21 protein-coding genes are annotated in these 23,037 nt (G+C 37.4%); 2 read left to right on the top strand and 19 right to left on the bottom strand.

What is annotated here, in order from left to right:
- The first annotated feature begins 80 nt into the window (after positions 1–80).
- Positions 81–959: an AraC family transcriptional regulator gene (locus CIB36_RS12585; RefSeq protein WP_093989871.1), complete on the top strand. Its 879-nt coding sequence runs from the start codon at positions 81–83 to the stop codon at positions 957–959.
- A gap of 661 nt (positions 960–1,620) precedes the next feature.
- Here CIB36_RS12585 and CIB36_RS12580 read toward each other — a convergent pair.
- The 16 genes from CIB36_RS12580 to CIB36_RS12510 all read right to left on the bottom strand — a co-directional run bounded on the left by CIB36_RS12580 (position 1,621) and on the right by CIB36_RS12510 (position 18,428).
- Positions 1,621–2,133 (bottom strand): tetratricopeptide repeat protein, encoded by a 513-nt coding sequence (locus tag CIB36_RS12580; RefSeq protein WP_093989870.1) that lies wholly within the window; start codon positions 2,131–2,133, stop codon positions 1,621–1,623.
- A gap of 529 nt (positions 2,134–2,662) precedes the next feature.
- Positions 2,663–4,354: a hypothetical protein gene (locus CIB36_RS12575; RefSeq protein WP_093989869.1), complete on the bottom strand. Its 1,692-nt coding sequence runs from the start codon at positions 4,352–4,354 to the stop codon at positions 2,663–2,665.
- A 5-nt stretch (positions 4,355–4,359) separates the two neighbouring features.
- On the bottom strand, positions 4,360–5,193 hold the full coding sequence (locus CIB36_RS12570) for a carbohydrate ABC transporter permease (RefSeq protein ID WP_093989868.1): 834 nt from the start codon (positions 5,191–5,193) through the stop codon (positions 4,360–4,362).
- Positions 5,183–6,058 (bottom strand): carbohydrate ABC transporter permease, encoded by an 876-nt coding sequence (locus CIB36_RS12565; protein WP_093989867.1) that lies wholly within the window; start codon positions 6,056–6,058, stop codon positions 5,183–5,185. The genes CIB36_RS12570 and CIB36_RS12565 overlap by 11 nt, the downstream gene beginning before the upstream one ends.
- 73 nt (positions 6,059–6,131) lie before the next feature.
- Complete coding sequence (locus tag CIB36_RS12560) at positions 6,132–7,439, bottom strand: ABC transporter substrate-binding protein (RefSeq protein ID WP_158662705.1); 1,308 nt, start codon at positions 7,437–7,439, stop codon at positions 6,132–6,134.
- 64 nt (positions 7,440–7,503) lie between these two features.
- Positions 7,504–8,211: a deoxyribose-phosphate aldolase gene (gene deoC / locus CIB36_RS12555; protein WP_093989865.1), complete on the bottom strand. Its 708-nt coding sequence runs from the start codon at positions 8,209–8,211 to the stop codon at positions 7,504–7,506.
- 107 nt (positions 8,212–8,318) lie between these two features.
- Entirely contained in the window at positions 8,319–9,077 is a 759-nt protein-coding gene (locus CIB36_RS12550; protein WP_093989864.1) for a GntR family transcriptional regulator, read from the bottom strand.
- Positions 9,078–9,098: 21 nt separating this feature from the next.
- Complete coding sequence (xylB, locus tag CIB36_RS12545; protein WP_093989863.1) at positions 9,099–10,628, bottom strand: xylulokinase; 1,530 nt, start codon at positions 10,626–10,628, stop codon at positions 9,099–9,101.
- Between the two features lie 6 nt (positions 10,629–10,634).
- Positions 10,635–11,624 carry an SMP-30/gluconolactonase/LRE family protein gene (locus CIB36_RS12540; RefSeq protein ID WP_093989862.1) on the bottom strand — a complete coding sequence of 330 codons (990 nt, stop codon included), beginning with the start codon at positions 11,622–11,624 and terminating at the stop codon, positions 10,635–10,637.
- Positions 11,625–11,644: 20 nt separating this feature from the next.
- Complete coding sequence (locus CIB36_RS12535; protein WP_093989861.1) at positions 11,645–12,700, bottom strand: zinc-dependent alcohol dehydrogenase; 1,056 nt, start codon at positions 12,698–12,700, stop codon at positions 11,645–11,647.
- Between the two features lie 439 nt (positions 12,701–13,139).
- Complete coding sequence (locus tag CIB36_RS12530; protein ID WP_158662704.1) at positions 13,140–13,412, bottom strand: hypothetical protein; 273 nt, start codon at positions 13,410–13,412, stop codon at positions 13,140–13,142.
- Between the two features lie 491 nt (positions 13,413–13,903).
- Positions 13,904–15,280, bottom strand: coding sequence for a sulfatase family protein (locus tag CIB36_RS12525; protein WP_093989859.1), 1,377 nt, complete (start codon positions 15,278–15,280; stop codon positions 13,904–13,906).
- 29 nt (positions 15,281–15,309) lie between these two features.
- Positions 15,310–15,942, bottom strand: coding sequence for a carbohydrate ABC transporter permease (locus CIB36_RS12520; protein WP_229408250.1), 633 nt, complete (start codon positions 15,940–15,942; stop codon positions 15,310–15,312).
- A 48-nt stretch (positions 15,943–15,990) separates the two neighbouring features.
- Positions 15,991–16,176 carry a hypothetical protein gene (locus CIB36_RS13575; RefSeq protein ID WP_229408249.1) on the bottom strand — a complete coding sequence of 62 codons (186 nt, stop codon included), beginning with the start codon at positions 16,174–16,176 and terminating at the stop codon, positions 15,991–15,993.
- A 4-nt stretch (positions 16,177–16,180) separates the two neighbouring features.
- A complete protein-coding gene (locus tag CIB36_RS12515; protein WP_093989858.1) occupies positions 16,181–17,077 on the bottom strand; it encodes a carbohydrate ABC transporter permease in 897 nt (298 codons plus the stop codon).
- A gap of 88 nt (positions 17,078–17,165) precedes the next feature.
- Positions 17,166–18,428: an ABC transporter substrate-binding protein gene (locus tag CIB36_RS12510; protein WP_158662703.1), complete on the bottom strand. Its 1,263-nt coding sequence runs from the start codon at positions 18,426–18,428 to the stop codon at positions 17,166–17,168.
- A gap of 265 nt (positions 18,429–18,693) precedes the next feature.
- Between CIB36_RS12510 and CIB36_RS12505 the strand changes: the two genes are divergently transcribed.
- Complete coding sequence (locus CIB36_RS12505) at positions 18,694–19,671, top strand: LacI family DNA-binding transcriptional regulator (protein WP_093989856.1); 978 nt, start codon at positions 18,694–18,696, stop codon at positions 19,669–19,671.
- A 227-nt stretch (positions 19,672–19,898) separates the two neighbouring features.
- Here CIB36_RS12505 and CIB36_RS12500 read toward each other — a convergent pair whose 3' ends face one another.
- The 3 genes from CIB36_RS12500 to CIB36_RS12490 form a co-directional block, all read right to left on the bottom strand.
- Positions 19,899–21,503, bottom strand: coding sequence for a class I mannose-6-phosphate isomerase (locus tag CIB36_RS12500; protein WP_229408248.1), 1,605 nt, complete (start codon positions 21,501–21,503; stop codon positions 19,899–19,901).
- A gap of 141 nt (positions 21,504–21,644) precedes the next feature.
- Positions 21,645–22,199 carry a glucose-6-phosphate isomerase family protein gene (locus CIB36_RS12495; RefSeq protein WP_093989854.1) on the bottom strand — a complete coding sequence of 185 codons (555 nt, stop codon included), beginning with the start codon at positions 22,197–22,199 and terminating at the stop codon, positions 21,645–21,647.
- A 42-nt stretch (positions 22,200–22,241) separates the two neighbouring features.
- Positions 22,242–23,024 carry a glucose-6-phosphate isomerase family protein gene (locus CIB36_RS12490; protein WP_093989853.1) on the bottom strand — a complete coding sequence of 261 codons (783 nt, stop codon included), beginning with the start codon at positions 23,022–23,024 and terminating at the stop codon, positions 22,242–22,244.
- Between the last annotated feature and the right edge of the window lie 13 nt (positions 23,025–23,037).

The raw sequence follows: 23,037 nt of genomic DNA, 5'->3' as shown, positions 1-23,037 counted from the left end.
TATTCTTATTTAAATTTATCTTATATTATTTTATGTTTTATTAACACTATTCTATCATTTGAGAGTTAAAGGGTGATTCGGTGCATTTATTAAGCAGTAGTCTAAAAGAAGGTATTCAACATGGAAGCCCGTTGCTTCCAATTGTAGTTTACCATCCTACTCTGGATATCCATTGTACCCAACTTACAGCACATTGGCATGAAGAAATGGAAATTAGCCTTGTTCAAAAAGGAGAAGGGCTCTATTCAATTGATGCTGTAAAATACCATGTTAAGCAAGGTGATATTTTAATTATCCCTCCTCGTTCTTTACACTCTGGAAATTCGATCTTTGGACATGATAGCCAGAATACTACGATTCTTTTTAATACTTCTATTTTAGCAACGTCTTCCAAAGATATTTGTAATAACCAATATATCTTACCCCTTCAAGAATGTCAGTTGCCAATTACAAATCATATTTTAGCAGATACTGAAGAAGCGACTGAAATTGCGGAAATAATAAAAAAAATTTCTGATAGTATGACTAAGCAAGACAAGGCGTTTTCGTTAAGGATTAAATCATTACTGTTTGAATTACTTTATAAAATTATTCTAGTTTCCCCAAAAGAGAAAATCACCTTAGCTGCTAATATTTCCATCGAAAAAATCAAATTGGCATTAGAATATATTCAAGCAAATTATATGAAAAAAATATATATTAAAGATTTAGCTCTACTCACTAGTTACAGTGAATCTTATTTTTCAAAAATATTTAAACAAGCTACTCAATGCTCTTGTATTGATTATATCAATCAATATCGCATTATAATGGCACAAAATCAGCTATTGGAAACTACAAAACCAATAACAGAAATTGCATTAGATGTAGGCTTTGAAAATATATCCTATTTCTGTAAAGAATTTTTGAAAATGAATCATATGACCGCACGACAGTATCGAATTTTGTATAAAAATTGAACACCAGTTGTAATTTGAACTAAAACTAAATTGTTTGATGAGGTTTCATTCCTTTTCATTATGATAAAAGGCTTCTGCGGAAGTATTGGGAGTTTTAGAATGTATATTGCATATTTCATAAAGGGTTAAGAATCCAAGATATTAAAGGATAAATAAAGCTGTATTGGTTCATGTCCAACAGCAAAAAAAGCGTGGCTCCTTTTTTGTTCACGCTTTACACCAGGCTGAACCTGGACGCGATTCGCGTTCGGGCTCTTTTTCTTTTCAATCAAGGTGTTCGCAACTATGGTATACATTTTTTAATTCCTAGTTACAGGAAAGAATAACAAAATAGATGTCACTCCATTTTTTCAGTATTCATGTGAAGTTGCACGACACAAAAATCTTCCGGAGTCTTTTCATAAAAAGACTCCGGAAGATTTTTGTTGATATATGTATAATTCTTAAAATTTTGGATCATCAAGTTCACAATCCCATTTTCTTTGGTAATCCGATGTTTCCTTATCAAGATCAGTTTGCGCTTGTACCAATAATTCTTTTGCAGACTGAATGAGCTTAATTACAAAATGATCCTTTTTCCTTCTCTTATAGAAACAAGTGCAAGAGATAGCAGTTCGTGTGCTTTTTCCGTATTTTTGTATGTACCGATCCCATCAAGATATCATTTTCCAACCCGGAATTGTGCATAAGCAATGCAAACGGAATCCCTATCATTTTTTTGACAGCAACCCAAGGCTCTCTGATAGAGCATAAAAGCATAATCTTCATTTTGATCGCCGTAACCATTCAGATACATATCACCCAATTTGTACAAGCAATTTGCATCATCATGAAGTAATGCACCGAGAGAAAAATATTGATATTCCTTCTTGTAGTCAATATCCTGATGTTGTCCGTAATAGAAACCATACCCACAGTTGCGGATTGCAGAAATTAGATCTGCGTCAGCCGCTATTTGATAAAGTTCATACGCTTTTTGATAGTTTTGCTCCACAACCTTTCCGGCATCATAAAGCTTACCGAGATCCAAGGCGGCTTTCGGCATATCTTGTTCTAAACAAAGCTCATAACATTCTATAAGTTTTAAATATTTTTTATTTGGAAAATAAGTATAAAACTGGATGAAAAGTAAAAAAATGAGATATAAGAAGTCAAAGATCTGGTTCCAAGTCAAGATTTAGAACTCAAAAAATGAAACATAAAAAATAAAAGGTCGAAAATCGCAATGTAAAAAATAAAAAAGTGACCAAATCTGAACCCTCAATTCTCATTTATTTTCTAGAAGTAGGGGTAACAATTCCGTCACCCTAGTCCAAACTGAGTCTGGACGCAATTCGCGTTCGGACTCTTTTTCTTTTAAATCAATCAAGATGCTCGCGACTATGGTATGCATCTTTTTCAGTTCCTAGTCACACCCCACGGTGAGCAATTTGCACACCGTGGGGTTTCTTTTTTGTACGAAATGTGAGATCAATTTTATTGAATAATGATAACATAAAGTAAGGAGTGACAAAATAGATGTCACTCCTTTTAAATATTCATTTAGGTTTTTTCAGATTTTGTGGTAATTTTTCAAAAATTAATTTATCACGGAGGTATGGAGGCAAAATCAAATAAAACGAAAAGGAAGTAGCAGTTTATCCCTAATTTTTCAGGCGATAAAATTACTATTTATGTTCTGGCTACCTTTTGACCTACGTAGCCTACCAATAAATATGTTTTGAACTAACATGAGGTATCATATCCTCATATTCAACTTTAGAGTCTATTAGATGTGATCTTTTATAAATACGTTTAGGATTCTGAGATTGATTATCTAGTAAATTTACAACTGTATTCCCTTTCCATTGTACTCTCACCTGTTTTATATAATTAATAACTGAATCTTTTATAACATAAACTGATTCTTGTGTTTCATAACAATCCAATAAATATTTAAAAACATACTCTTTATTGGGATCAGCATTTTGAATTATATAATATCCATTACTGATTTTATCTGTTATATTTTCACCATTTACTGTTATTTCACTTTTTCGCCAATAATCAGGAATTCTGATACGAATTTTATGGCAAGATTGTTTGGGAATAATGACAAACTTACCAATATAGGGTTCATAACTAATTAACTCAACTAAATTATTTTCATAGGAATAATGAAAATTAATATCAAATCCTTGAATAGTAGGTTGAACCATTTTTTCTACAACCAAATGATAGCTTCGCATGGCATGTCCTGAACAACATAACATCAAGGAAGCTGGAACAAATCGATGTTCAGAAAAGTCTGTCCACAAAAATCCGCCAATACTTTTTGATATGACATCATCACCATAATAGTCATACGGTAGTGTTTCTAGTTGATCAGGATATTCTCCAAATACCCATTGAAAATCTTTTCCCAGTATCCTTCCGTTTCTAGCCAGATTAAAGTCCCATTCAGATTCATCTAAAAATTGAGCTTCACTTGTTTGATTACGGATATATCGATCTATTTGATCATAATATTCCAAATCCCCAAGTTCCGCCAAATGAATGGCACTATAAATCAATTCCATATTACTGCAAGCAGGTTCAGTGCAAGGAGTAGCTCCATACCGTGTAACATATGAAGATAATGTATCGTGAATTTGTTTACCTCGGGTAATCAAGTCTTGATCATTCGCCAATCTACCTGCACGCAACACTCCACTTAAAACAGAAATTGCAGAGCGATATAGTTGATTGTCAAGAATATTGCCATCATCACCAAAAAATCCTGTTTTGGAGTCAGTACAATAATAAGCCAAACCTAATCCTAGTTGATATGCTTTCGAATCGCCCGAAAGTTCATAGTACTTTATTAAAGGATCAATTAATTCTCCAAGTGCAATAGCACCCATTCCAATATGATTGATGATATCAGGAGAAAATGAACGCATACAACCAGTTTGTATAGACATTTTGAACAATGTATTCACCATATTAGACATAATGTTCATCAAACGTTCATCGCCCGAATCCATATACCAATATAATAAAGCGTGTAATGCTCTGGACTGTTCCCATAAACACATTGGATATGATTTATTCCAAGGTGATTTTCTTGTATAAATCAAAGAGTCCAGCGGCGATATTTGCCTCAGTAATAGTTCTCTTTGCTTCTGCTCGATTTTCTTTCCTTCTGTACTTCCTGATAAATCACGGGCCAAAATTGCACCATAAATTGCATAAGGTAATACTTCGCTCCAATCCAATCTATGATGAACAAAATGTGGGCGTTTTTCTCCCAAAGTAACGCCAACATACGGTACATAGTCATAATCAGGATCTACATTCTGAATAATATGATGTAAACATTTTTCTGCGGATTTTGCAAAATTTAAGGACTTGGGCCTTCTAACTGTTTGTGCCATATTGACTACCCCTTCATTCCTGTAATAGCAATTCCTTCTATAATATATTTTTGAGCAATTAAATATACAATAATTACCGGTATTACTACAACACCAGCTGCTGCCATTAAGACAGGCCAATTTGTAAAATATAATCCTTTAAAAATATTAAGCATCAAAGGTAAAGTAAATTTTTCCTGGGTATTTAAAAATAGTAAAGGATATAAAAAACTATTCCAATTTTGTAAAAATGAAAAAATCAATAGTGCCATAATTGATGATTTGCTCAATGGTAAAATAATTTTATAATAAATTTTTGGATAACTACATCCATCAATTCTAGCAGCTTCCATTAATGCGTCAGGCAAACCTTTTATAAATTGCCTTAACATAAATACTCCGAATGGATAACAAAATGCCCCGGGTAGAATCAGAGCCCAATGTGTATCAATTAAATTTGCAGCAGTAAACATTTTAAATAACGGAATCATAGTTACTTGTTCCGGAATCATCATAGTTGCCAAAATTAAAATGAATAAGGTTTCTCTGCCCTTAAATTTTAATTTTGCAAAAGAGAATGCTGCCATAGATGCAGTAAACAGCTGAAAAAAAACTATTAAAACAGTGATTGTTAAACTGTTCAAAAAAGCTGCTCCAAACGGTAAGGAAGTCCATACACTTTGATAATTAGCAAATTCTAAAGGCCAAGAGAAAAATTTTGGAGGATAACTATATACTGCATAAGTATCTTTTAACGAAGTAGACACCATCCAAACAAATGGAAAAACCATAATGGCCGCTATACAGATTAAAACAAAGTGTTTTATGACTGAGACCAATATATTTGATTTATGTTTCATAGTTCACCCACCTTTTGGACATGATATTCTGAATAATTGTTAGAATTAGCAAAAGTACAAAAAAGATAACAGCAGCGGTACTACTCTGTCCCATTTTAAATTGCTTAAAACCATAATCGTAAATATGTAAAACATACATATAACTTGCTTTTGACGGTCCCCCATTTGTCATAACAAAAACTTGATCAAATACTTTAAAGCTAGCGATTGTGGTCATAATCGTAGTAAAAAAGATCGTAGGAGACATCATGGGCAATGTTATTTTAAAGAAACGAGTTACGGGATTCGCCCCATCAATCATTGCAGCTTCATAATATACCCCTGGAATGCCTTCCAAACCAGCAATATAGATAACAACATTGTACCCAACATTATACCATACCGCAATACATCCTATAGTAGGAATAACCGTAGCCATATTTCCTAACAAATTTAACTTCTCTATTCCAAAAATGCTCAAGAAATAATTCATAATTCCTGCGTTTGGCTCCAAAATCCATAACCAAATCATAGACATTGCCACCGATCCGGTTACAGCTGGTAAGAAATAACATAAACGATAGGCTGTTTTACCTTTAATATTTTTGATAGCAACTGCTAACAATAAAGCAATGATAATATTGCCTGGAATGTAAATCAGTGAGTATAGCAAGGTATTTAACGCTGCTTTTGAAAAGTTAGGATCCTTGATCTCTTCTATATAGTTCTGTACTCCCACAAAAATAGGATCTGAAACTGCATCCCATTGACAAAAACTTAAATAAAAAACGGAAATAATTGGAATAATCGAAAAGATTGTTAGTCCAACTATTTGAGGAGTTATAAATAGATAACCGTATAAGCTTTCTGTTTTATTTCCTTTCATAAATCTATATCTCCTATATTGCAAAAGTTGGATCATTCACAATCCAACTTTTGCACATCTTTTGCATCATGAATTATTTCATTGCTGCGCTGGCATCCTGTTGTAACTGTTTCAAAACAGTATCTACATCTTCAAAATTAGCAAACATTTTATCATTAGCATCCTTTAAAAGTTGTGCTGTTTCTGGATACATAGAACATGCAACATATTTTGTTCTTCCCTCTGAACGGTATTTCTGCCATAATTCTTTATGAGCAGGAGCCGGTTCATTCATAAATACAGTGTCGTCTAATCCCGGTAGGTTGATAGATGGAATACAGTTTCCGTAATCCTGAAGACGGAATGTTTGTCCTGCTTCACTTTCAAAATAACTGAAAAATCTCCATGCTGTTTCTTTATCAGATGTATTTGCAGACATAACTACCGGTACGGAAGCAATCGCTGTTTCACGGCCTCCGTCTAGTCCAGAAGGCATAGGACAAATATCATATTCAAAATCTTTAATGTCTTTGAACAACGGCATCAACCATCTCCCTGCTTCTACAAATGCAAGCTGCTGACCCATGAATAAACCATTTGGATCCATACTACCTGATCCATTCCACTGAATTAATCCATTTTTCACCATATTTTGTACTTTAGTATAAATTTCTACTGCCTTGTCGCTATAAATTGTACATTCAGTAGCATCATCATTGAAATATTCTGCACCACTGGAAGCAAACCATCCAATCTGAGATTGATCACTGTTATCCAATAATAATGTTACCTTTCCAGATTCAGTGATTTTTTGGGCCATTTCTTCAAACGCATTAATATCCCATTTTCCCTGTGCATCTAAATCATTTGGATCTTCTAGCCCCAAAGAGCTTAACATATCTTTATTATAATATAATGTAATTGGCGCAGTATCACATGGTAATGCATATAATGTGCCATCTACTTCAAACCAAGGTAAGACATTTGGGAAAAAGTTATCTCTTGTTACACCGTTTTTATCATTTTCCATAAAAGGTTCAAGATTTTCCAATTTTCCGCTTGCTGCCAGATTATGATAGCCGCTCTCTACATAATAAATATTTGGTTCTGTACCACTGGATACCATAGACAAAATTTTATCCATATATCCATTACTTGGAATCGAGATAAAGTTAATCTTTACATCTGGATTTTCTTTCATAAAAGCTTCATTCAAGGCATTAAAGCGCGCTAATTCTCCTTCATTTCCCCAAGTCGCCCAACTTACTTCTTTCTGTGCTCCACTTGTGCCTGTGGCAGATTTTGAAGATGTGTCAGAATTGTTATTTGAGCCACATCCTACTAAACTGCCTGCAGCTAACACCATTGCTAAAAGAGCACACACAACTGAACGTTTTTTCATAAAGATTCTTCCTTTCATGTTTTGATTTATTAATATAGTTGTACACTTAAACTATATTAGCCAATTATAAGTTTGAAGCTGTTGCGTTTTGGAACTCATTGACTATTGTTACACTTGAAGTTGAACCGATTCTTTCTACACCCAAGTCAATTAATTCCAACGCAGTTTCTAAAGATCGAATACCACCAGCCGCTTTTAATTTTATTCCACTTCCATCAACACACTCCTTCATTAATTTTAGATCTTCTATTAAAGCTCCGCCCGTTCCAAAACCGGTAGACGTTTTAATATAATCCGGTTTTACTTTACAGGCAATGCGACATAATTCTTTCTTTTCCTGATCAGTAAGATAACAATTTTCAAAAATAACTTTTGAAGTTGCATGATATTTACGGCATAAATCAATGATTTCGATCATTTCTTGCTCTATATAAGCATAATCCTTTTCTTTTAGTTTTGAAATATTAATGACATAATCTATCTCGTCAGCACCCAATTCTAATGAATTTTTGGTTTCAAAGACTTTGGTTTCTATAGTATTCTGTCCTAACGGAAAACCAATAGCTGCCCCAACATGAACATCGCTTCCTTTTAAAACTTCTTTGCAGAAAGGAACCCACACAGGATTAATAGCAACCATTCGAAATCCGTAATGAATACTTTCATCACATAACTTTTTCATATCGTTAATTGTAGCATTTGCCTTCAAAAACGTATGATCAAAATACCTTGCTAATGATTGCGCCGTTAATGATTTCGATTTTTTCAACATAAATATCCCTCACTTTTTATTTTTAATCATTACATCCTATTGTCATGACATATTAAATGATAAAATTTTTATTACCTACATTATTGCAGTGTTAATAAATCAAATAATTATTCTAATTCTAATTCAACGCTGAATTGGTTTCTATCGCCTCTATATCTGGCTATAGAATACTCGACAGGAATGCCTTGTTTAGTAAAAGCAGTAGTTTTTACTAACATAGCAGCACTGCCTTTGACTATTTCCAATAACGTAGCTTCCTTTTGTGACACACTCACAGCTTCAATCATACGATTCACTCTAGCCACCGTACAATTGCACTTTAATTTCATACTGTCATAAAGTGACTCTGAGACAAAATCAACATTCTCTAATTTTTGAAATTGATCATATGAAAAAAATGTTTCCACATAAACAACCGGCTCCCCGTTTGCAAATCGAACACGTTCCAAATAGAATAATTTTTCGGAATTAGGACGTTTTAGTCTATTATTGATATCTTGAACACCAGAAATCACTTTAAAAGTAATTACTTTGGTGGAAGGAGTTAAGCCTTTAGCAAGCATTTCATCATTAAAATTTTGTAATTTACTTAAAAATTTTGCTTCTATCTTAGGAGAAGATACAAATGTTCCTTTTCCTTTTAAACGATATAAATAACCTTCTATTACTAATTCGTTTAATGCCTGCCGTATTGTAGGTCGACTTACCTCATATTGTTCACAAAATGCCAATTCTGTCGGTAACATTTCACCTGGTTGCAATAATCCGTTTTTAATTGCAGTAAGTATTACCTGTTTTATCTGATAATACATAGGCACCGGAATATCTTTATGAATCTTACCGAACATAAAATCAACAGACTCCATTATACATTTGCTCCTTCGCATTTAATCGTTCATGTTCAACATATTATATGTATCTAAAAGTCCATTATAAGCCACATTAAAGGCTTTGTAAAGTTTATTATATAACTCACCATTCTTTAAATTTGGCACAATTGTTTTATTAATGCTGTTAAATTGTTTAATCACACTGAAATTTGGAAATGCCCCAATACCAACTCCGCCACATATCGCTGCCCCCATTGATGTGGCTTCTTCTAGATATCTTGGAATCAAAACTGGTTTTTGCCAAATATCAGCTAGTATTTGAGCCCAAACTTCTCCTTTGGCTCCGCCTCCAATTAGCACAACATCTGAAACAGGATACGTTTTATCAAAAACATCTAAAATAACTTTTAAATTATACCCGACCCCTTCCAATACAGCTCGAGCAAAATCTGCTTTTGTAGTTGTAATTTTCATACCAATAAATGCGCCTTTGGCCTGAAAATTCCATCGTGGGGATCTCTCTCCTAATAAATAAGGTAGATATAGTAGTCCGTTAGCACCTGGTGCTGTTTGCAAAATTTGCTTATCAATTAGTTGGTACGGATTTTTTCCGATTACTTTTCCCTCTTTAATCTCATCTTTACAAAATACATTTTTAAACCAATTCAAAGAATATCCTGCCGCCTGCATGGTACCACAAGGAGTATACAAATCAGGATCAAGATGAACCCAGTTAAATGTTCTCATGGCAGGATCAAATACAGGTGTTTTACTAGCTATCGAAATCCAAGAAGATGAGCCTAAAACATTATAAGTTTTTCCTTCCTCAACAACACCTGCCCCTACACAGGCACAAGATCCGTCACCTCCGCCAATCACAACGGGGGTTCCTGCCAATAATCCTATCTCCATTGCTGCTTCAGGCGTGATTCCTCCTGCGATATCAGTAGAGGCATGTACTTCGGGCAATAAATCCATCCGAAGATCGAGAGCATTCACAATTTCTTCCGACCACATTTTTCGTTCTAAATCGAATAAATTTGTTCCGGAAGCATCGCTATAATCTGTTACAAAAGCTCCTGTAAGCCTATGTATAATATAATCTTTGGCATTCAACATCTTATAAGCTTTATCATAGATATCCGGTTCATTTTCCTTGATCCAAAGAAGTTTCGCTCCACCGTAAGAGGCACTAAGCCGATGGCCAGTGATATGATAACCTCGTTCCATACCAATTTTATCAATCATTTCAGCTTCTTGCTCAACACTTCTGGTATCTGCCCAAATAATCATCTTCCTCAAGGCTTCACCGCAATGGTCAACTAACAAACAACCCATCATTTGAGCACTAAAACTGACTACTGCTATTTCTGTATTTCTAATTCCGGCTTCTTGCAAAAGTCTCTTGGTAGATGAACACACTGCCCGCCACCAATCATTTGGATCTTGTTCTACAAATCCGTCCTGTGGATAATAAGTCGGATATTCACAAAGTACGCTAGCACACAAATTTCCTTTAAAATCATAAATTGTGGCTTTATTTCCACTAGTCCCTAAATCGTGCGCCAAAATATACTGTCCTGCCATTTATGATCACTCCAAATCCAACTGTGCGAGCGTAGCCGGCATACTATGTCCTGTATTTACTTTTCCCGGTCCCGTTACCAAATCAAAACAAGAAGCAATAATTCGACCATCCCATACAATTGGTTCTCCAGGCTGATTTAATTCCCCCTGTAGCCCATCACTATCCGGACTTTGTGCAATTCTTCTAAGAGTCCCATCTGGACTCATCATTCCAATAGCATTTGCACAAAAATCTGCTATATACAAGTTTCCTTTTTCGTCAAAAATCATTCCGTCCGTACTTTCTAATTGAGAAAAATCCTGTGCTACAATCTGATTGTTTTTCACAGATCCATCCTCATAAAAAGTTATCTTATGAATAGAAGCATCACCAAAATTTCCGACAAATAAATTGCCTTCCTTATCAAAAACAATTCCATCTGCTCCATATTGGCAATCCGGATTATGAGTAATAAATGTAGTTAGAATATTCGGATCCGCTAATGTATTAGTAATTTTGATATTTTCATCATCTAATGCAAAACGATATACACAACTCACTAATTTTCCTGATGGATCCTTGACAGGGTGCAGGTAACTCTGTGTAACATACATATAGTTTCCACGAATTCTAATCCCATTTGGATGCTCCATACCATAAGCTACTACCTTAGTTTCTAATATATCCCCTTCATCAGTAACTTTTAATTTCAGGACACGTCCTTTAAATAAAACTTCTTCTTTTTCACTCCAACCTTGATTATCACATAGATATACATTATATTCATCATCAAACGCAATTCCCATATTACGTGCTACACCAGTTTCTTCTAATACAGGTACATCAAACCATTTTTTTACATTTCCCTGTTTATCAATTTTCACCACACAACCAGACAAATTATCATCAGCATAGTTAGGGCATGATAAAACTAAATTCCCATCCCGATCAATCTCCATCCCATCGGGTGTACAAATATATTCTGGTAAAATAGAAAATAATTTTGAAGTTTGCATTTTAAAACACCTTTCTGTTTTTATTCGTCATATTTGATAACAATTTTTTTAGTACCAGGACGCCGTTCCTCTATTAACTTAAATGCATCAAGAATATTTGAAAAAGGTATCACATCAGAAATAAAATCCATTGGATTTAATACACCAACATTAATCCATGCCATAATTTGATTATGAGCCTCGGCTTCTTCAAATTTAGACGGCCATTGAACAAATTGTAATGTCCAGTTATATGGTGCTTTACTCCAATCCAGATTCATATTTAATGTAGGTGAAATACCATAACAACAAATTTTCCCATTATATGCAATGAGTTCCATCGCTTGATTAATAAGCTGGTTAAGGCCAACCGCATCAACAACATAATCTAAACCATTTGGGAATTTTTGTCTTATTTTATCCACAACATTGATTTTGGTACTGTTCCAAGCAAAATCTGCACCCATTTTTTTAGCTTCAGCCACTTTTTCATCCATAATATCCACTGTAATAACCGTAGATAAGCCCAATAATTTACAAAATCTAGTAAAACACAAACCAACAGGTCCTGCCCCAAAGATCAATATATTTTTGTTCGCTTCAAATCCAAAACGTCTAATGGCACTCAACACTTCTCGAAAAGTAATAATCATTGCTGCTCCAACCGGATCAACTTTATCCTCTGGATTTAGAACGGTTTGAGCAAAAATACCCTCATCATAACTTAAAGATCCCGGACCCATTCCATTTTCCAAATATGCCATTTTATCGCAGACTACAGTATATTCCGCATATCCGCCCCATCCAGAGCTATAGCCTTCTGTTTCCCCATATAAAAACGGAAGTAAAACAATATCTCCCTTTTTTAATCCTGTTACTTTTGAGCCAATTTCAACCACTTGACCCACTGCTTCATGCCCCAGTAACATAGGATACTGATTCATATTTTTAAAAGTACCATGAATCAGTTTCATATCAGTTCCATTACAGACCCCACAGCTTAGTGTTTTTACCAATGCTTGATATTCTGTATAGTGTGGTTTTGAAATTGTGCATATTGAAAGATGTTTTGTTTTATCAACACTCAATGCTTTCATTTAACATCCCCCTATTTATCATGAATTCATAATGTCATTACATATTTTATATTATATCTTTTTACAGAAAAGTCAATATGTATATTAAATCTTTGTGTGATAATATAAAAATATTTGATTTCTCTCTACACATTATACATAGCTCTTTGCTATGTCATTAAAATATCACAAAATCAACAAATGTTATATTTAACAAAAGGAAAAATTTGGAACTTAAAAAATGAAACATCCGAATTTCGACCTCTTTTTTATGTCATAAACCCAGTATTTAAGCTACTTTTCCAGGTTTGCTCATTTTTATAAAAATGAGACATTAAAAAGTAAAACCGGGGAAATCGCAATGTAAAAACAAGAAAATAATCAAATCTGAACCCCCTATTCTCATTTTTCTTCTGAATCACAGGGTAACAATTCCGTCACCCTAGCCCAAATACAAGGCTCATAAATCCCATAGCAACGGGGTTTGTGAGCTTTTTGTTTTTTGCAGTTTTGCATTTTGGTCTTTATTAGAAAAAACAAACACCAGACTACGAGATTGTGTAAAACGAACAGAGGTCAATATTTGGAACTCAAAAATGTGACAACTCAATTTAACCTCTTTTTCTATACCAAGAATCCAGTATTCAAGCCAGCTTTTCAGCATTGCCTCTCTTGCAAGAATGGGACACCCAGAAGAAAAACTCAAAAAATCACTGTATAAAAATAAATCCATTCTGAATCCGAGATTCTCATTTTCAGTGGGTATCTTTTTTGTAGTACAAACCTAAACCAATAAAATCCGAACCCAATTTTAATTGGGTTCGGATTTTTCAATATATTTTGAATGCTAGAGCAAAAAAGACGGTATCGTTTATAATACCGCCTTTTTGTTTTCTCCCAATTCCCTTTTATCTCTCCAGAACAGGGTTAGGCTAACCATATGAAACCGCCTAAAAATTTAAAAACAATATTCACATTGATCCATCCTTCCAACGTTTGATCTGGGCATCCATAATGTTTTATCCAAAACATTTATTTATTATGTCAAAGCAATGCTAGAACCACATAACATTTGGCGTTCAATATGCTACATTCACTCGCTTTTGAAACTGTGTTTCTTTTTATGTTTTCTTGTTCTCCACGCCTTCTATGTTTTCAAATTCTTTCCGCTGTTTTATTATACGTTGTTTTTGCATCACATCAAAAGGTAATTTTAGGCGCCTGCTAGTCGTACAAAGCAATCATATATGGATTTTCCGGATCAAAACAAGTCATCGGTTTAAAATCCTTTACAAATCCTTTCGGACGACAGTTCTTTCCGATCGTTCCCGTAGCGCTATCTCCTATATCTTCGCGGCATAGCTGAGCGATCTGCTCCAATTCTGCTGCTTTTTCAGGATACTGGTGTGCAATATCAGTAGTTTCTCCAACATCTTTTCTCAAATCATAAAGCTCGCCAGTCTTTAAATGAAGTTTATAATCCCCTTTGCGGACCGCCTGCAATTCATTGGCTGCATAATAAAAAAAGGTGTTTCTTTTGGAGTGCTGTTTTTCATCTATTAAAAGATCCAGAACTGAAATCCCATCCCGTTTTATTCCATCGTCAATAGAGACCCCAACTATCTCGGCAAAGGTTGGGAAAATATCCATCATAGATACAATTTCATTGCTTACTCTTCCTCTTTTGATGATCTCCGGCCACTTCATGATGCAGTTCACCCTCTCTCCTCCTTCAAAGGTAGAGCCTTTATACCCTCGCAAGGGAGCATTGCAAGAACGGGTATCGCCCCCGTTATCTGACATAAAAATAATCAGCGTATTATCTGACAAGCCCAACCTTTCCAATTCATATTCTATCATGCTTACGGTCCAGTCGATCGAGGCAAGCGCAGCTCCCATCTGTCCATTCTCAGAAACCTTTTGAAAACGTTCTGCCGTATAAAGCGGATTATGTACATAATAATGAGCAAAATAGAGGAAAAACGGCTGTTCAGAATGATCCCGGATAAAATCTACAGCTTCCACTGTAAATCTTTCCGCCAGTGAGGCGCAGTCGGGCTGCTCTTCAATCAGCTTATCATCCCGTACCAGCGGCAGAGGACACATTGTGTAATGGTAACGGCTCCAGAAGTCATTGACCGGCATCAATCCCATGTCGTTGCTGTACGGAATCCCAAAATAATGGTCAAATCCAAAATGAAGGGGGGAATATTCTTTTTGATCCCCCAAATGCCATTTCCCGATCATTTGGGTAGCATATCCGGCATCTTTCAATATACCCGCTATCGTCTTTTCTTTTGGGTTTAACCCCTCGGGCTGCCCGGGCATCAAAACAACAAAATCGTCTTTTTTCTTCTGTGGATCCTGACTGTCGTAAACTCCAAAGCTTTGAAAATCGATCCGTTTGGGGTAACAGCCCGTCATAAGACCTGCCCGTGAAGGCGTACAAACCGGAGCAGCCGCATAAAAATCTGTAAATAAAATCCCTTCTTCTGCCAGCTTATCAATATGCGGGGTACGATTCAGCTTTGAGCCGTAACAGCCAATATCTCCATACCCCAAGTCATCAATATTTAGTAAAATTATATTCGGTTTCTGCATAAGTTAACTGCCCTTTCTTCTATCAGCTATCAGCCTTTTAATCCGCTGGTCACAATACCCTGCACATAATATTTTTGCAAGGCTAAAAATATTATCAGCACCGGAATACAGGTAATGATCGTTCCTGCCATCAACAGATCCCATTTAATCACGCTGGAGCCTCGGAACATCGCCAATGCAAGCTGCAATGTCCTTCCCTCATCAGAGTTGGTAATGATCAGCGGCCATGTATACTGGTTCCAGCCATCGGTAAACTTTAAGATAGCAAGTGTTGCCAACACCGGCTTGCTCAACGGTAGATAGATCCTAAAAAAAGTCCTGATATTAGAACAGCCGTCTATTTTAGCTGCCTCATCCAATGATGTGGGGAAATTTGCAAAAAACTGTCGGCAAAGAAACAGCCCAAATGCACCGGCCAGCAATGGGGCAATTACTCCCCATGTCGTATTTAGTAATCCTGTGCCGCCTTGTCCCAGAATGTTGTTCCCCCCGGCCAAAGGAATGGACTTTACCTTTAAATAGATCGGTATCATGACCGTTTGCATGGGCACCATCATCCCGATCAGTGTGAATTTAAACAAGAAATTCCTTCCGTAAAAATGAAGTCTTGCAAACGCATATCCGGCGACCGCATTCGTTAAAATGGACACAACAGTCGTCACAACGGCTACCACAGCAGAATTATAGAAATACTGCCCCCAATTTCCTGATTAGAAGAAGGAAATATAATTATCAAACCGAATTTCTTTCGGGACCAATGAATAGGGGGAGACCCTGATTTCGTTTAGGCTTTTCAAAGACGTTGCGATCATCACCAAAAACGGAAACAACACGATCAGATTGAGCGCGATCAGCAACAAGTATAAAAGAATTTTTTTCAATATTGTCCGATTCATATCCTTACCCCATATCTACTTCTGCGGATTTTGAACTGACCCTGAAATTGATCATTGTAACGATCAATACAATGACGATCAGGATCACACTTTGTGCAGAAGCATATCCCATATTAAAATACGTAAATCCGTTTAAGTAAACCTGATGGATGATCGTGGTAGTGGCATTAGCCGGACCGCCGCCGGTCATAACATTTACCTGCTCAAATACATTAAACGAACCGATCAACCCTGTTACCAGCAGGAAAAAGGTGGTCGGGCTCATCATCGGCAAGGTAATCTTCCATGTTTTTTGGAAGTAATTCGCCCCATCCAGATCGGCGACCTCATAAAAGGAGCTGGGGATATTCTGCAATCCAGCTAAATTGATGATCATATTGTAGCCAATCCCTTTCCAAACAGACATAATGATGATAGAAATCAACGCCGTATCCGGATTTTGCAGCCATTTGGACGGGGACATTCCAAAAAACTTTAAAATAAGGTTAGCATGTCCATAAGCCGGATCATAGATCAAAAGCCAGATCACGGAAACTGCCACCATTGACAGCACATGCGGCAGAAACATAAAAGTACGGGTGATCTTGGTGCGAACGAGAGAAGAATTCATCAGCTGGGCAATTAAAAAACCAAGTATCATGGTTGGAAAAACTGTTCCTACTGTATATAACAACGTGTTGATCATCGCCTTGACAAAAGTTGTATCTGAAAAAGCTTTGATATAGTTGTCGATTCCCGTAAAGCTTTTTGCACCAAACAGCTGGTAATCTGTAAAGCTGTCTGTTACCACGTTGACGATCGGGGTGATCCAAAAATAAATAAAAATAATAAAGAACGGCAAAATCAAAAGGTATCCTGATTTATCCGGCATCTTTTTCATAAATCTAATCAGCTTAGCCATGTCTATTGACTCCCTTTATCATAAATCTCCCCAACAAAATTCTGCGGGGAGATTTTGAACTGAATCATCTCTGAAATGATGACACATCCTACATTTTGTTTTTACACTCTGCTTCCAGATCCTGCATCGCCTGCTCCGGTGTTTTTTGTGCATAAATAATCTCATCATATGCCAAATGCAGGGATTCTTCGTAAATATTGGTCCAGGATAGTTTCGGATACGCCTGCGACTGAACCAAGTTCCCCAATTGTGCAGCGTAAAGCTCTCCGCCAAGTTCTTTATATTCTTCAGACATAGAAGTCAATGGCGGTACCATATTCGTTTCGTTCATCCGCGCCTCTACACGTTCCTTCGTAAAAATAAATTCGATCCAATCCCATGCAAGATCAGGCTGTTTGCTTTGAGAGCTGATCGAATACAGCCATGCGCCACAGTGCATCCCGCCCTTTACATTAGTCAAGGAAGAAGCGTACCCTATTTTCCCTTCTAAAGACGGATCCTCTTTGATCATACTCTGGATAAGATCCGGGCCAATGCATAAATTCATTGCCGCATTCCCTTTTTCAAAGGCCGAAGTAGTTCCGGATGAGGTAAGAACGGCATAAGGCGCTATATCTGAAAGAAAAGCGGCCGCTTCCAAGGCCCCGTCAGATGTAAAGTTTGGACCATCTTTATAGGTAGACTCATAAATATCATTCTGCATAAAGAACTGTGCTAAAATATGGGCACCTCTTGTATCCGGAAGATCAACAGCGCCCCGGGTGACGATGTCTCCGTCCCTTTGGGTCAGTTTTTTCGCATAGCTTAAAAATTCTTCCCAATTTGCAGGCGGGGAATCCGGGTTCAGGCCGGCTTCCTCAAAGTAATCTTTTCGCCAAGCCATTACAGCAGGGGAGGCATTATAAGCCAAACCATAGATTTTGCCATCGTAGCTCCCGTATTCTACCATGCTGGAAGCCAGATCATCTTTCCCTTCCCAGGCGTTGTAATAATCGTCCAAAGGCAGTAGATGTCCCAGTTCTACACGCCCTACAATGTGAGATACCCCGACATCCATCACATCAGGGGCAGTCCCTCCGGCAAATGCAGTGTTCCATTTAGCAACAACGTCGTTATGAGCAATATGCAGCAATTCTACCGATACACCGGTTTCTTTTTCAAAAGCCGCCTTATCGCTTTCCACAGCCCGGCCGACCTGACTGTCCTCTGTATCGCGGCTCCACACGACTAATGTTTGTTTCTCACCGGAATCAGCTGTTTGAGAAGCACCGCTGTTCCCATTAGAGTCACCGCATCCGGCCAATATAGACATCAGTAAAACAGGGAGCAGAAGTATTGAAGCTTTTTTCATAGTCATCTTCCTTTCGTAATCGTTTAATGCAAACCTTTGCACCAATCTTTGTGTTTATACTAACGCTAAATTCATAAAATGTCAACATTTCAATTTGCAATCAAATATATTTTGTAAATAAATCACAATATATATTTGATATTTTTATTCAATTCGTCAGACAAAAATTCCAATAATTGCAAACGAATATAATAATTAGGAGAGGTTTTAAGAATTTATTTGCATAAGCCCCAATTATATGATATACTAAATTTACTAAAATTATATGGAAAGGAAAGCTGAAATGCTTACTTTAAAGGATATTGCCGCCCATTGCGGCGTTTCTTATTCCACTGTATCAAGGGCGTTTAACAAAGATTCCCGAATCAGTCAAAAGACCCGGGAAAAGATACTCGCTTATGCAAACGAAGTGCATTATATCCCTAATGCTGCTGCGATTTCCTTAAAAAAGAACGAATCCAAAACAGTTGGGATCGTAATCCCTAAGCTCACCAACTTATTTTACGTTGACTTACTGGAGCATCTGGACCTGATTTTAAAAAAATTTGGTTATCATTTGTTGGTCAGCTTTATTTCAGATGGGGCTAATAGCGAATATCATTGTCTGGAATCCATGGCGGCCGCCCGTGTTGACGCACTGGTTATTTTAGGATGCCACCCAAACAATCAGGCATATGTGAGGCATCTTTCTTCTCAAATTGTGATCGTTCAACTTTTGACCGATGTCCTCCCCGAATTAGACAGCGTTTGTGTCAACGATATTCAGGCCACTATTACAGGAACACAATATTTAATTAACCGCGGACATCAAAAAATCCTATATGTCGGAGGGGCTGACCGGCTAAATGCTTTTCTGGACACCATGGAGCGAAATCATATCAGCAAAGAGAAGCAGTTGATTGTTTTGGAGGAAAATTCTTACGAAGAAATCATTTATCAAATTCAGACGTTTCATCCTACAGCAGTTATGGCAAACTCTGTGTATAAGGAAAATGCTTACCGTGCTATCCGGGCAACCGGATTACAGATTCCGGAAAACATCAGCTTTTTTGTATACGGCGACATCCAGTGGGTCCAACTGCTCGACATCACTGCAATGGCCCATAATTTAGAGGAGATCTCCACAGCCTTGGTAGACCAGCTGATCTACCGTTTGCGTAACCCTTACAGCGAACAGTTTCCTGCCAGCCACATCTTATTTGATACCTTTATCCGTGAACGAAAATCGGTAAAATACTTGTAATCAAACTTTAATTTTGGCTGTTAATATGCTCATCCGAAAAAAACCGGAAACACATAAAATTTTTTGTTCTGATTCTACCAATAGTCTCCGTATACAAATAGAGAAAGGCGTTCAGAATAGAACGCCTTTCTTTCAATTTTTTGGTTTTATTTATGCTGTTATTTTGCTCTTAGTTCCAACGGGTACAAGGATATATGCTTGCCAAGCTTATATGAATTCCATTAATTTCAATTTCTAACACGCGCCTGCAAAACTTTAACTGGTTCTCCTTGATCCCTAGGCCGTATAGTATAATTCCCTGCGCTGGCTGGAATAATAAAAGTTTCCGCATAATGTACTGTATAAGGAGAAAATTCCCCTTCGGGACTTTCAATTACAGCTGCTTTCCCCTCTACTAAATTGCAAATTGCCATTTCACCATCAGATTGGATGTGAACTTTTGTCTGAATGGAATATACTTGAGTTTCGATAAATTCTAATTCATGGAGTCCGGTCCTAATCCGTGAATAGTCCGGTGTACTCTCCAACTCCTGGAAACGGTTGATCAAATTATCCTTTACCCATTGGGTCGTCCGGTCAAACTGAAGCACCCGTTTTCCATCCTCAATATGAATTGGCCTTGGCTTGCCCTCCAAACCGACCCGATCCCAGTCCCAGAGTTTAAAGGTAAAAATATATGGTGTTGCGCTGACTTCCAGCACCATGCAGTTTTTAGAAGAGCAATGGATTGTACCGGCTGGAATCAAGTAATGATCGTGTTGTTTTGCGGGGAAAAAATTAACGTATTTATCTGCATCAAATTTTATGTTACCCAGCTGCGCTTCTTCTAGGTCCGTAACCACTTGCTTAGGATCAATTCCATTTTTAAATCCCAGATATACGCCGCCGCCTTCTCCGACGTCTAATATATAGTAGCTTTCATCCTGTGTGTAGGCCATCCCAAATTTGTGATGAATATAGTCTGTCAGCGGATGAACCTGTAGGCTGAGGTTTTGCCCACCCATAGTATCCAGAAAATCAAATCGGATCGGAAATTCCGCCCCAAACCGTGCAAAATTTTTCTGTCCCAGAAACTCTCTAGGCTGATACAAGGTTAAGTTCATGGCTGGAGATTCAATCCTGACTCCTCCAAAATTTAAGTAGATGCTATTTTCCTCTGGTACCCCATCAAATGCCCATGCAAAATTTTCCTGCGCAGGATCAAGATGGCACACTTCTTTCATCCACTGCCCGCCCCAGACTCCTGGATCAAAATATGGAACCAGGCGAAACGGCTGAGCAGAAATTTGTTTTAGTCCCGCACGGAATCCTGCTCCACTTATCATTGCAGGATGATTTTTAGTGTTGGTGTCTAAATAAAAATCAATCCTTTCATATAAACCGGATTTATGTCGATCAGCGATCCTCCACTCGATAAAAAATCCTCGTTTATATTTTTTTAAATTGTCCTCATCATAATTATGTTGTTTATAATTGGGCATTCCCTTTCGATATCTCAACTGGATTTCCCATCGTGCCATATCGGCATATACCAGAGTTCCTTCTTTCGACAGCAACGACGCTCCAAATCCATAGACCAAGGCCTTTCCGGTATGTCTTTTTACCTTTTCCCGGGCTTCTTCTAGTTTTTCCTTGTCAATAAAATCTAAAATCGTCCCATAATACATGATTCCTCGAACCCGGTCCTCTGTCAAATGAAAATTCATTAAGTCCGTCAATTTATTACTTTCATAAAAAATATCTTCCATATTGATGAACAAATCCGGTTGGATCGCATCTTGAATATTTATAAGGATCTCCCGATCATCTGTTCCCGGATAGCAGTCTATCATCAAGATATCCCCATTTTTGAAAGCAGTTTTCACAACTGTTTTGATGCTTTCCCACCCCTGGTATGCCTGGTCGTCATATCCAGCTACCATTGTTTGTGGAAATTTATCATATTCGCTTTGAAACGCTAAATATCCCATACGTTACTCGCTTTCTTCAAATACAATTTTTTTATTTCTCTTAAACACCCGGTATCGAAAAGGCTTTTCCTCGATCGCCCCATAATCATGTCCGGCAGTTGTCGGCCAGCAGGCGCCAACGCCTAATGGTTCTTCACCTATATTGATCAAACGATGAGCGAGCTGTCCGTCAATATGGTGTAGAGAACCTTTTGTGATTTTTTCCGCCCAAGTCTCTCCATTCTTGTCCATCAGCAACAATAAGCCAGTTCCACTGACCCCGAAATAAAATTCAGCGCAATTTTGATCAAGATGAAAATGGCCTCGCGTCATATTGCATTCTTCATTGACTGTTACCGGTTCTAAAATAGTGAGCCCCCAATAAAGATCACCTGTTTTTTCAGGACTACCAGCTTCATAAGAGTACACCGTATACAATAACGTATCCAGATCTACTTCAGTTGTATCGGAATAGATCCCGGTTGCTTCTCGAAGATATTTTTGATAAACCTTTACATGTTCACCTTGTATTACATCTTCATAAATCTTATGGAACACCTGTGGTTCAATCACTTTCATATTTTCTTTCCTCCTCCGCACTTTTCGCTCTTTGTCTCTCTATTACGGAACGAAATGCTCCCAGTCGGCAAGTTTTGGGTTCGATACAAAAAGGAACCTGTCCGGATTTTCTTGAAATTGTGTATAAATCGGCTTACCCGCTTCAATCCCCAGATCACTATACCGGCGCGGTCTTTTAACGACGCATTCCTCCGTTTGATAGGAATCATTTTTTTGAAATATAATATTATTATCTTTGACGATCGGAAACCAAGCCACACCGCCATGACTTCGTACTCCGCTGTAATCAAAACCAAAATCGCGGACACACCATGCGCCAAAGCTCATATTCTTCGTAATATCAGCAACGATGGTACAATGTGCCCAATTTGGGGGTACAACTACAACCTCTCCGGGATATGCTAAGACCGCATAGCATCTTCCCGGGAAATCTCTTGTCGTTTCCTGCATAGTTTCCTGCATATAGATATAAGCTGCTCCACTCCAAATCTCATATACTTCGCAGGTTGACATTCCACATGATGGAGATACTGCATGGACGTGTCCCTGTGAACGTACAGGCTCTTCTCCCAGGTTTCCTTTTGCATAGGTCACCGCTCCATATAAAAGATTTCGCTTTACAATTTCCTCTCTATCCTCTTCACACCCGACATCCATGGCAATTGAATAGACAATGTCAGGTCCCGTGCAATTAGGGTCTCGCAAATTTTTACGGATCGAATCTAACGTCCGATTTTCCACCTGCGGCCCAAAAACTCTCTGCCCGTATTGAAACCCGAGAGGGGCAGAGGTCGGTGTAATCTTAAACCCTGGATCAAACTTCATGTTTTTGTTCACC

It is taken from the genome of Massiliimalia timonensis (assembly GCF_900186585.1).
Classification (GTDB): Bacteria; Bacillota; Clostridia; order Oscillospirales; family Ruminococcaceae; genus Massiliimalia; species Massiliimalia timonensis.
Note: the sequence above shows the minus strand (reverse complement) of the source record. Positions and strands in the feature narration are given on the sequence as shown.

Excerpts from the sequence above, each read along its gene's own strand:
- CIB36_RS12540 (WP_093989862.1), bottom strand. The coding sequence starts at position 11,624 with ATGCAAACTTCAAAATTATTTTCTATTTTACCAGAATATATTTGTACA.
- CIB36_RS12500 (WP_229408248.1), bottom strand. The coding sequence starts at position 21,503 with ATGATAGACTGCTATCCGGGAACAGATGATCGGGAGATCCTTATAAAT.
- CIB36_RS12535 (WP_093989861.1), bottom strand. The coding sequence starts at position 12,700 with ATGAAAGCATTGAGTGTTGATAAAACAAAACATCTTTCAATATGCACA.
- deoC (WP_093989865.1), bottom strand. The coding sequence starts at position 8,211 with ATGTTGAAAAAATCGAAATCATTAACGGCGCAATCATTAGCAAGGTAT.
- CIB36_RS12515 (WP_093989858.1), bottom strand. The coding sequence starts at position 17,077 with ATGGCTAAGCTGATTAGATTTATGAAAAAGATGCCGGATAAATCAGGA.
- CIB36_RS12575 (WP_093989869.1), bottom strand. The coding sequence starts at position 4,354 with ATGGCACAAACAGTTAGAAGGCCCAAGTCCTTAAATTTTGCAAAATCC.
- CIB36_RS12495 (WP_093989854.1), bottom strand. The coding sequence starts at position 22,199 with ATGAAAGTGATTGAACCACAGGTGTTCCATAAGATTTATGAAGATGTA.
- CIB36_RS12525 (WP_093989859.1), bottom strand. The coding sequence starts at position 15,280 with ATGCAGAAACCGAATATAATTTTACTAAATATTGATGACTTGGGGTAT.
- CIB36_RS12570 (WP_093989868.1), bottom strand. The coding sequence starts at position 5,193 with ATGAAACATAAATCAAATATATTGGTCTCAGTCATAAAACACTTTGTT.
- CIB36_RS12530 (WP_158662704.1), bottom strand. The coding sequence starts at position 13,412 with ATGGATTTATTTTTATACAGTGATTTTTTGAGTTTTTCTTCTGGGTGT.
- CIB36_RS12560 (WP_158662705.1), bottom strand. The coding sequence starts at position 7,439 with ATGAAAAAACGTTCAGTTGTGTGTGCTCTTTTAGCAATGGTGTTAGCT.
- CIB36_RS12510 (WP_158662703.1), bottom strand. The coding sequence starts at position 18,428 with ATGAAAAAAGCTTCAATACTTCTGCTCCCTGTTTTACTGATGTCTATA.
- CIB36_RS12505 (WP_093989856.1), top strand. The coding sequence starts at position 18,694 with ATGGAAAGGAAAGCTGAAATGCTTACTTTAAAGGATATTGCCGCCCAT.
- xylB (WP_093989863.1), bottom strand. The coding sequence starts at position 10,628 with ATGGCAGGACAGTATATTTTGGCGCACGATTTAGGGACTAGTGGAAAT.
- CIB36_RS12490 (WP_093989853.1), bottom strand. The coding sequence starts at position 23,024 with ATGAAGTTTGATCCAGGGTTTAAGATTACACCGACCTCTGCCCCTCTC.
- CIB36_RS12565 (WP_093989867.1), bottom strand. The coding sequence starts at position 6,058 with ATGAAAGGAAATAAAACAGAAAGCTTATACGGTTATCTATTTATAACT.
- CIB36_RS13575 (WP_229408249.1), bottom strand. The coding sequence starts at position 16,176 with ATGAATCGGACAATATTGAAAAAAATTCTTTTATACTTGTTGCTGATC.
- CIB36_RS12550 (WP_093989864.1), bottom strand. The coding sequence starts at position 9,077 with ATGGAGTCTGTTGATTTTATGTTCGGTAAGATTCATAAAGATATTCCG.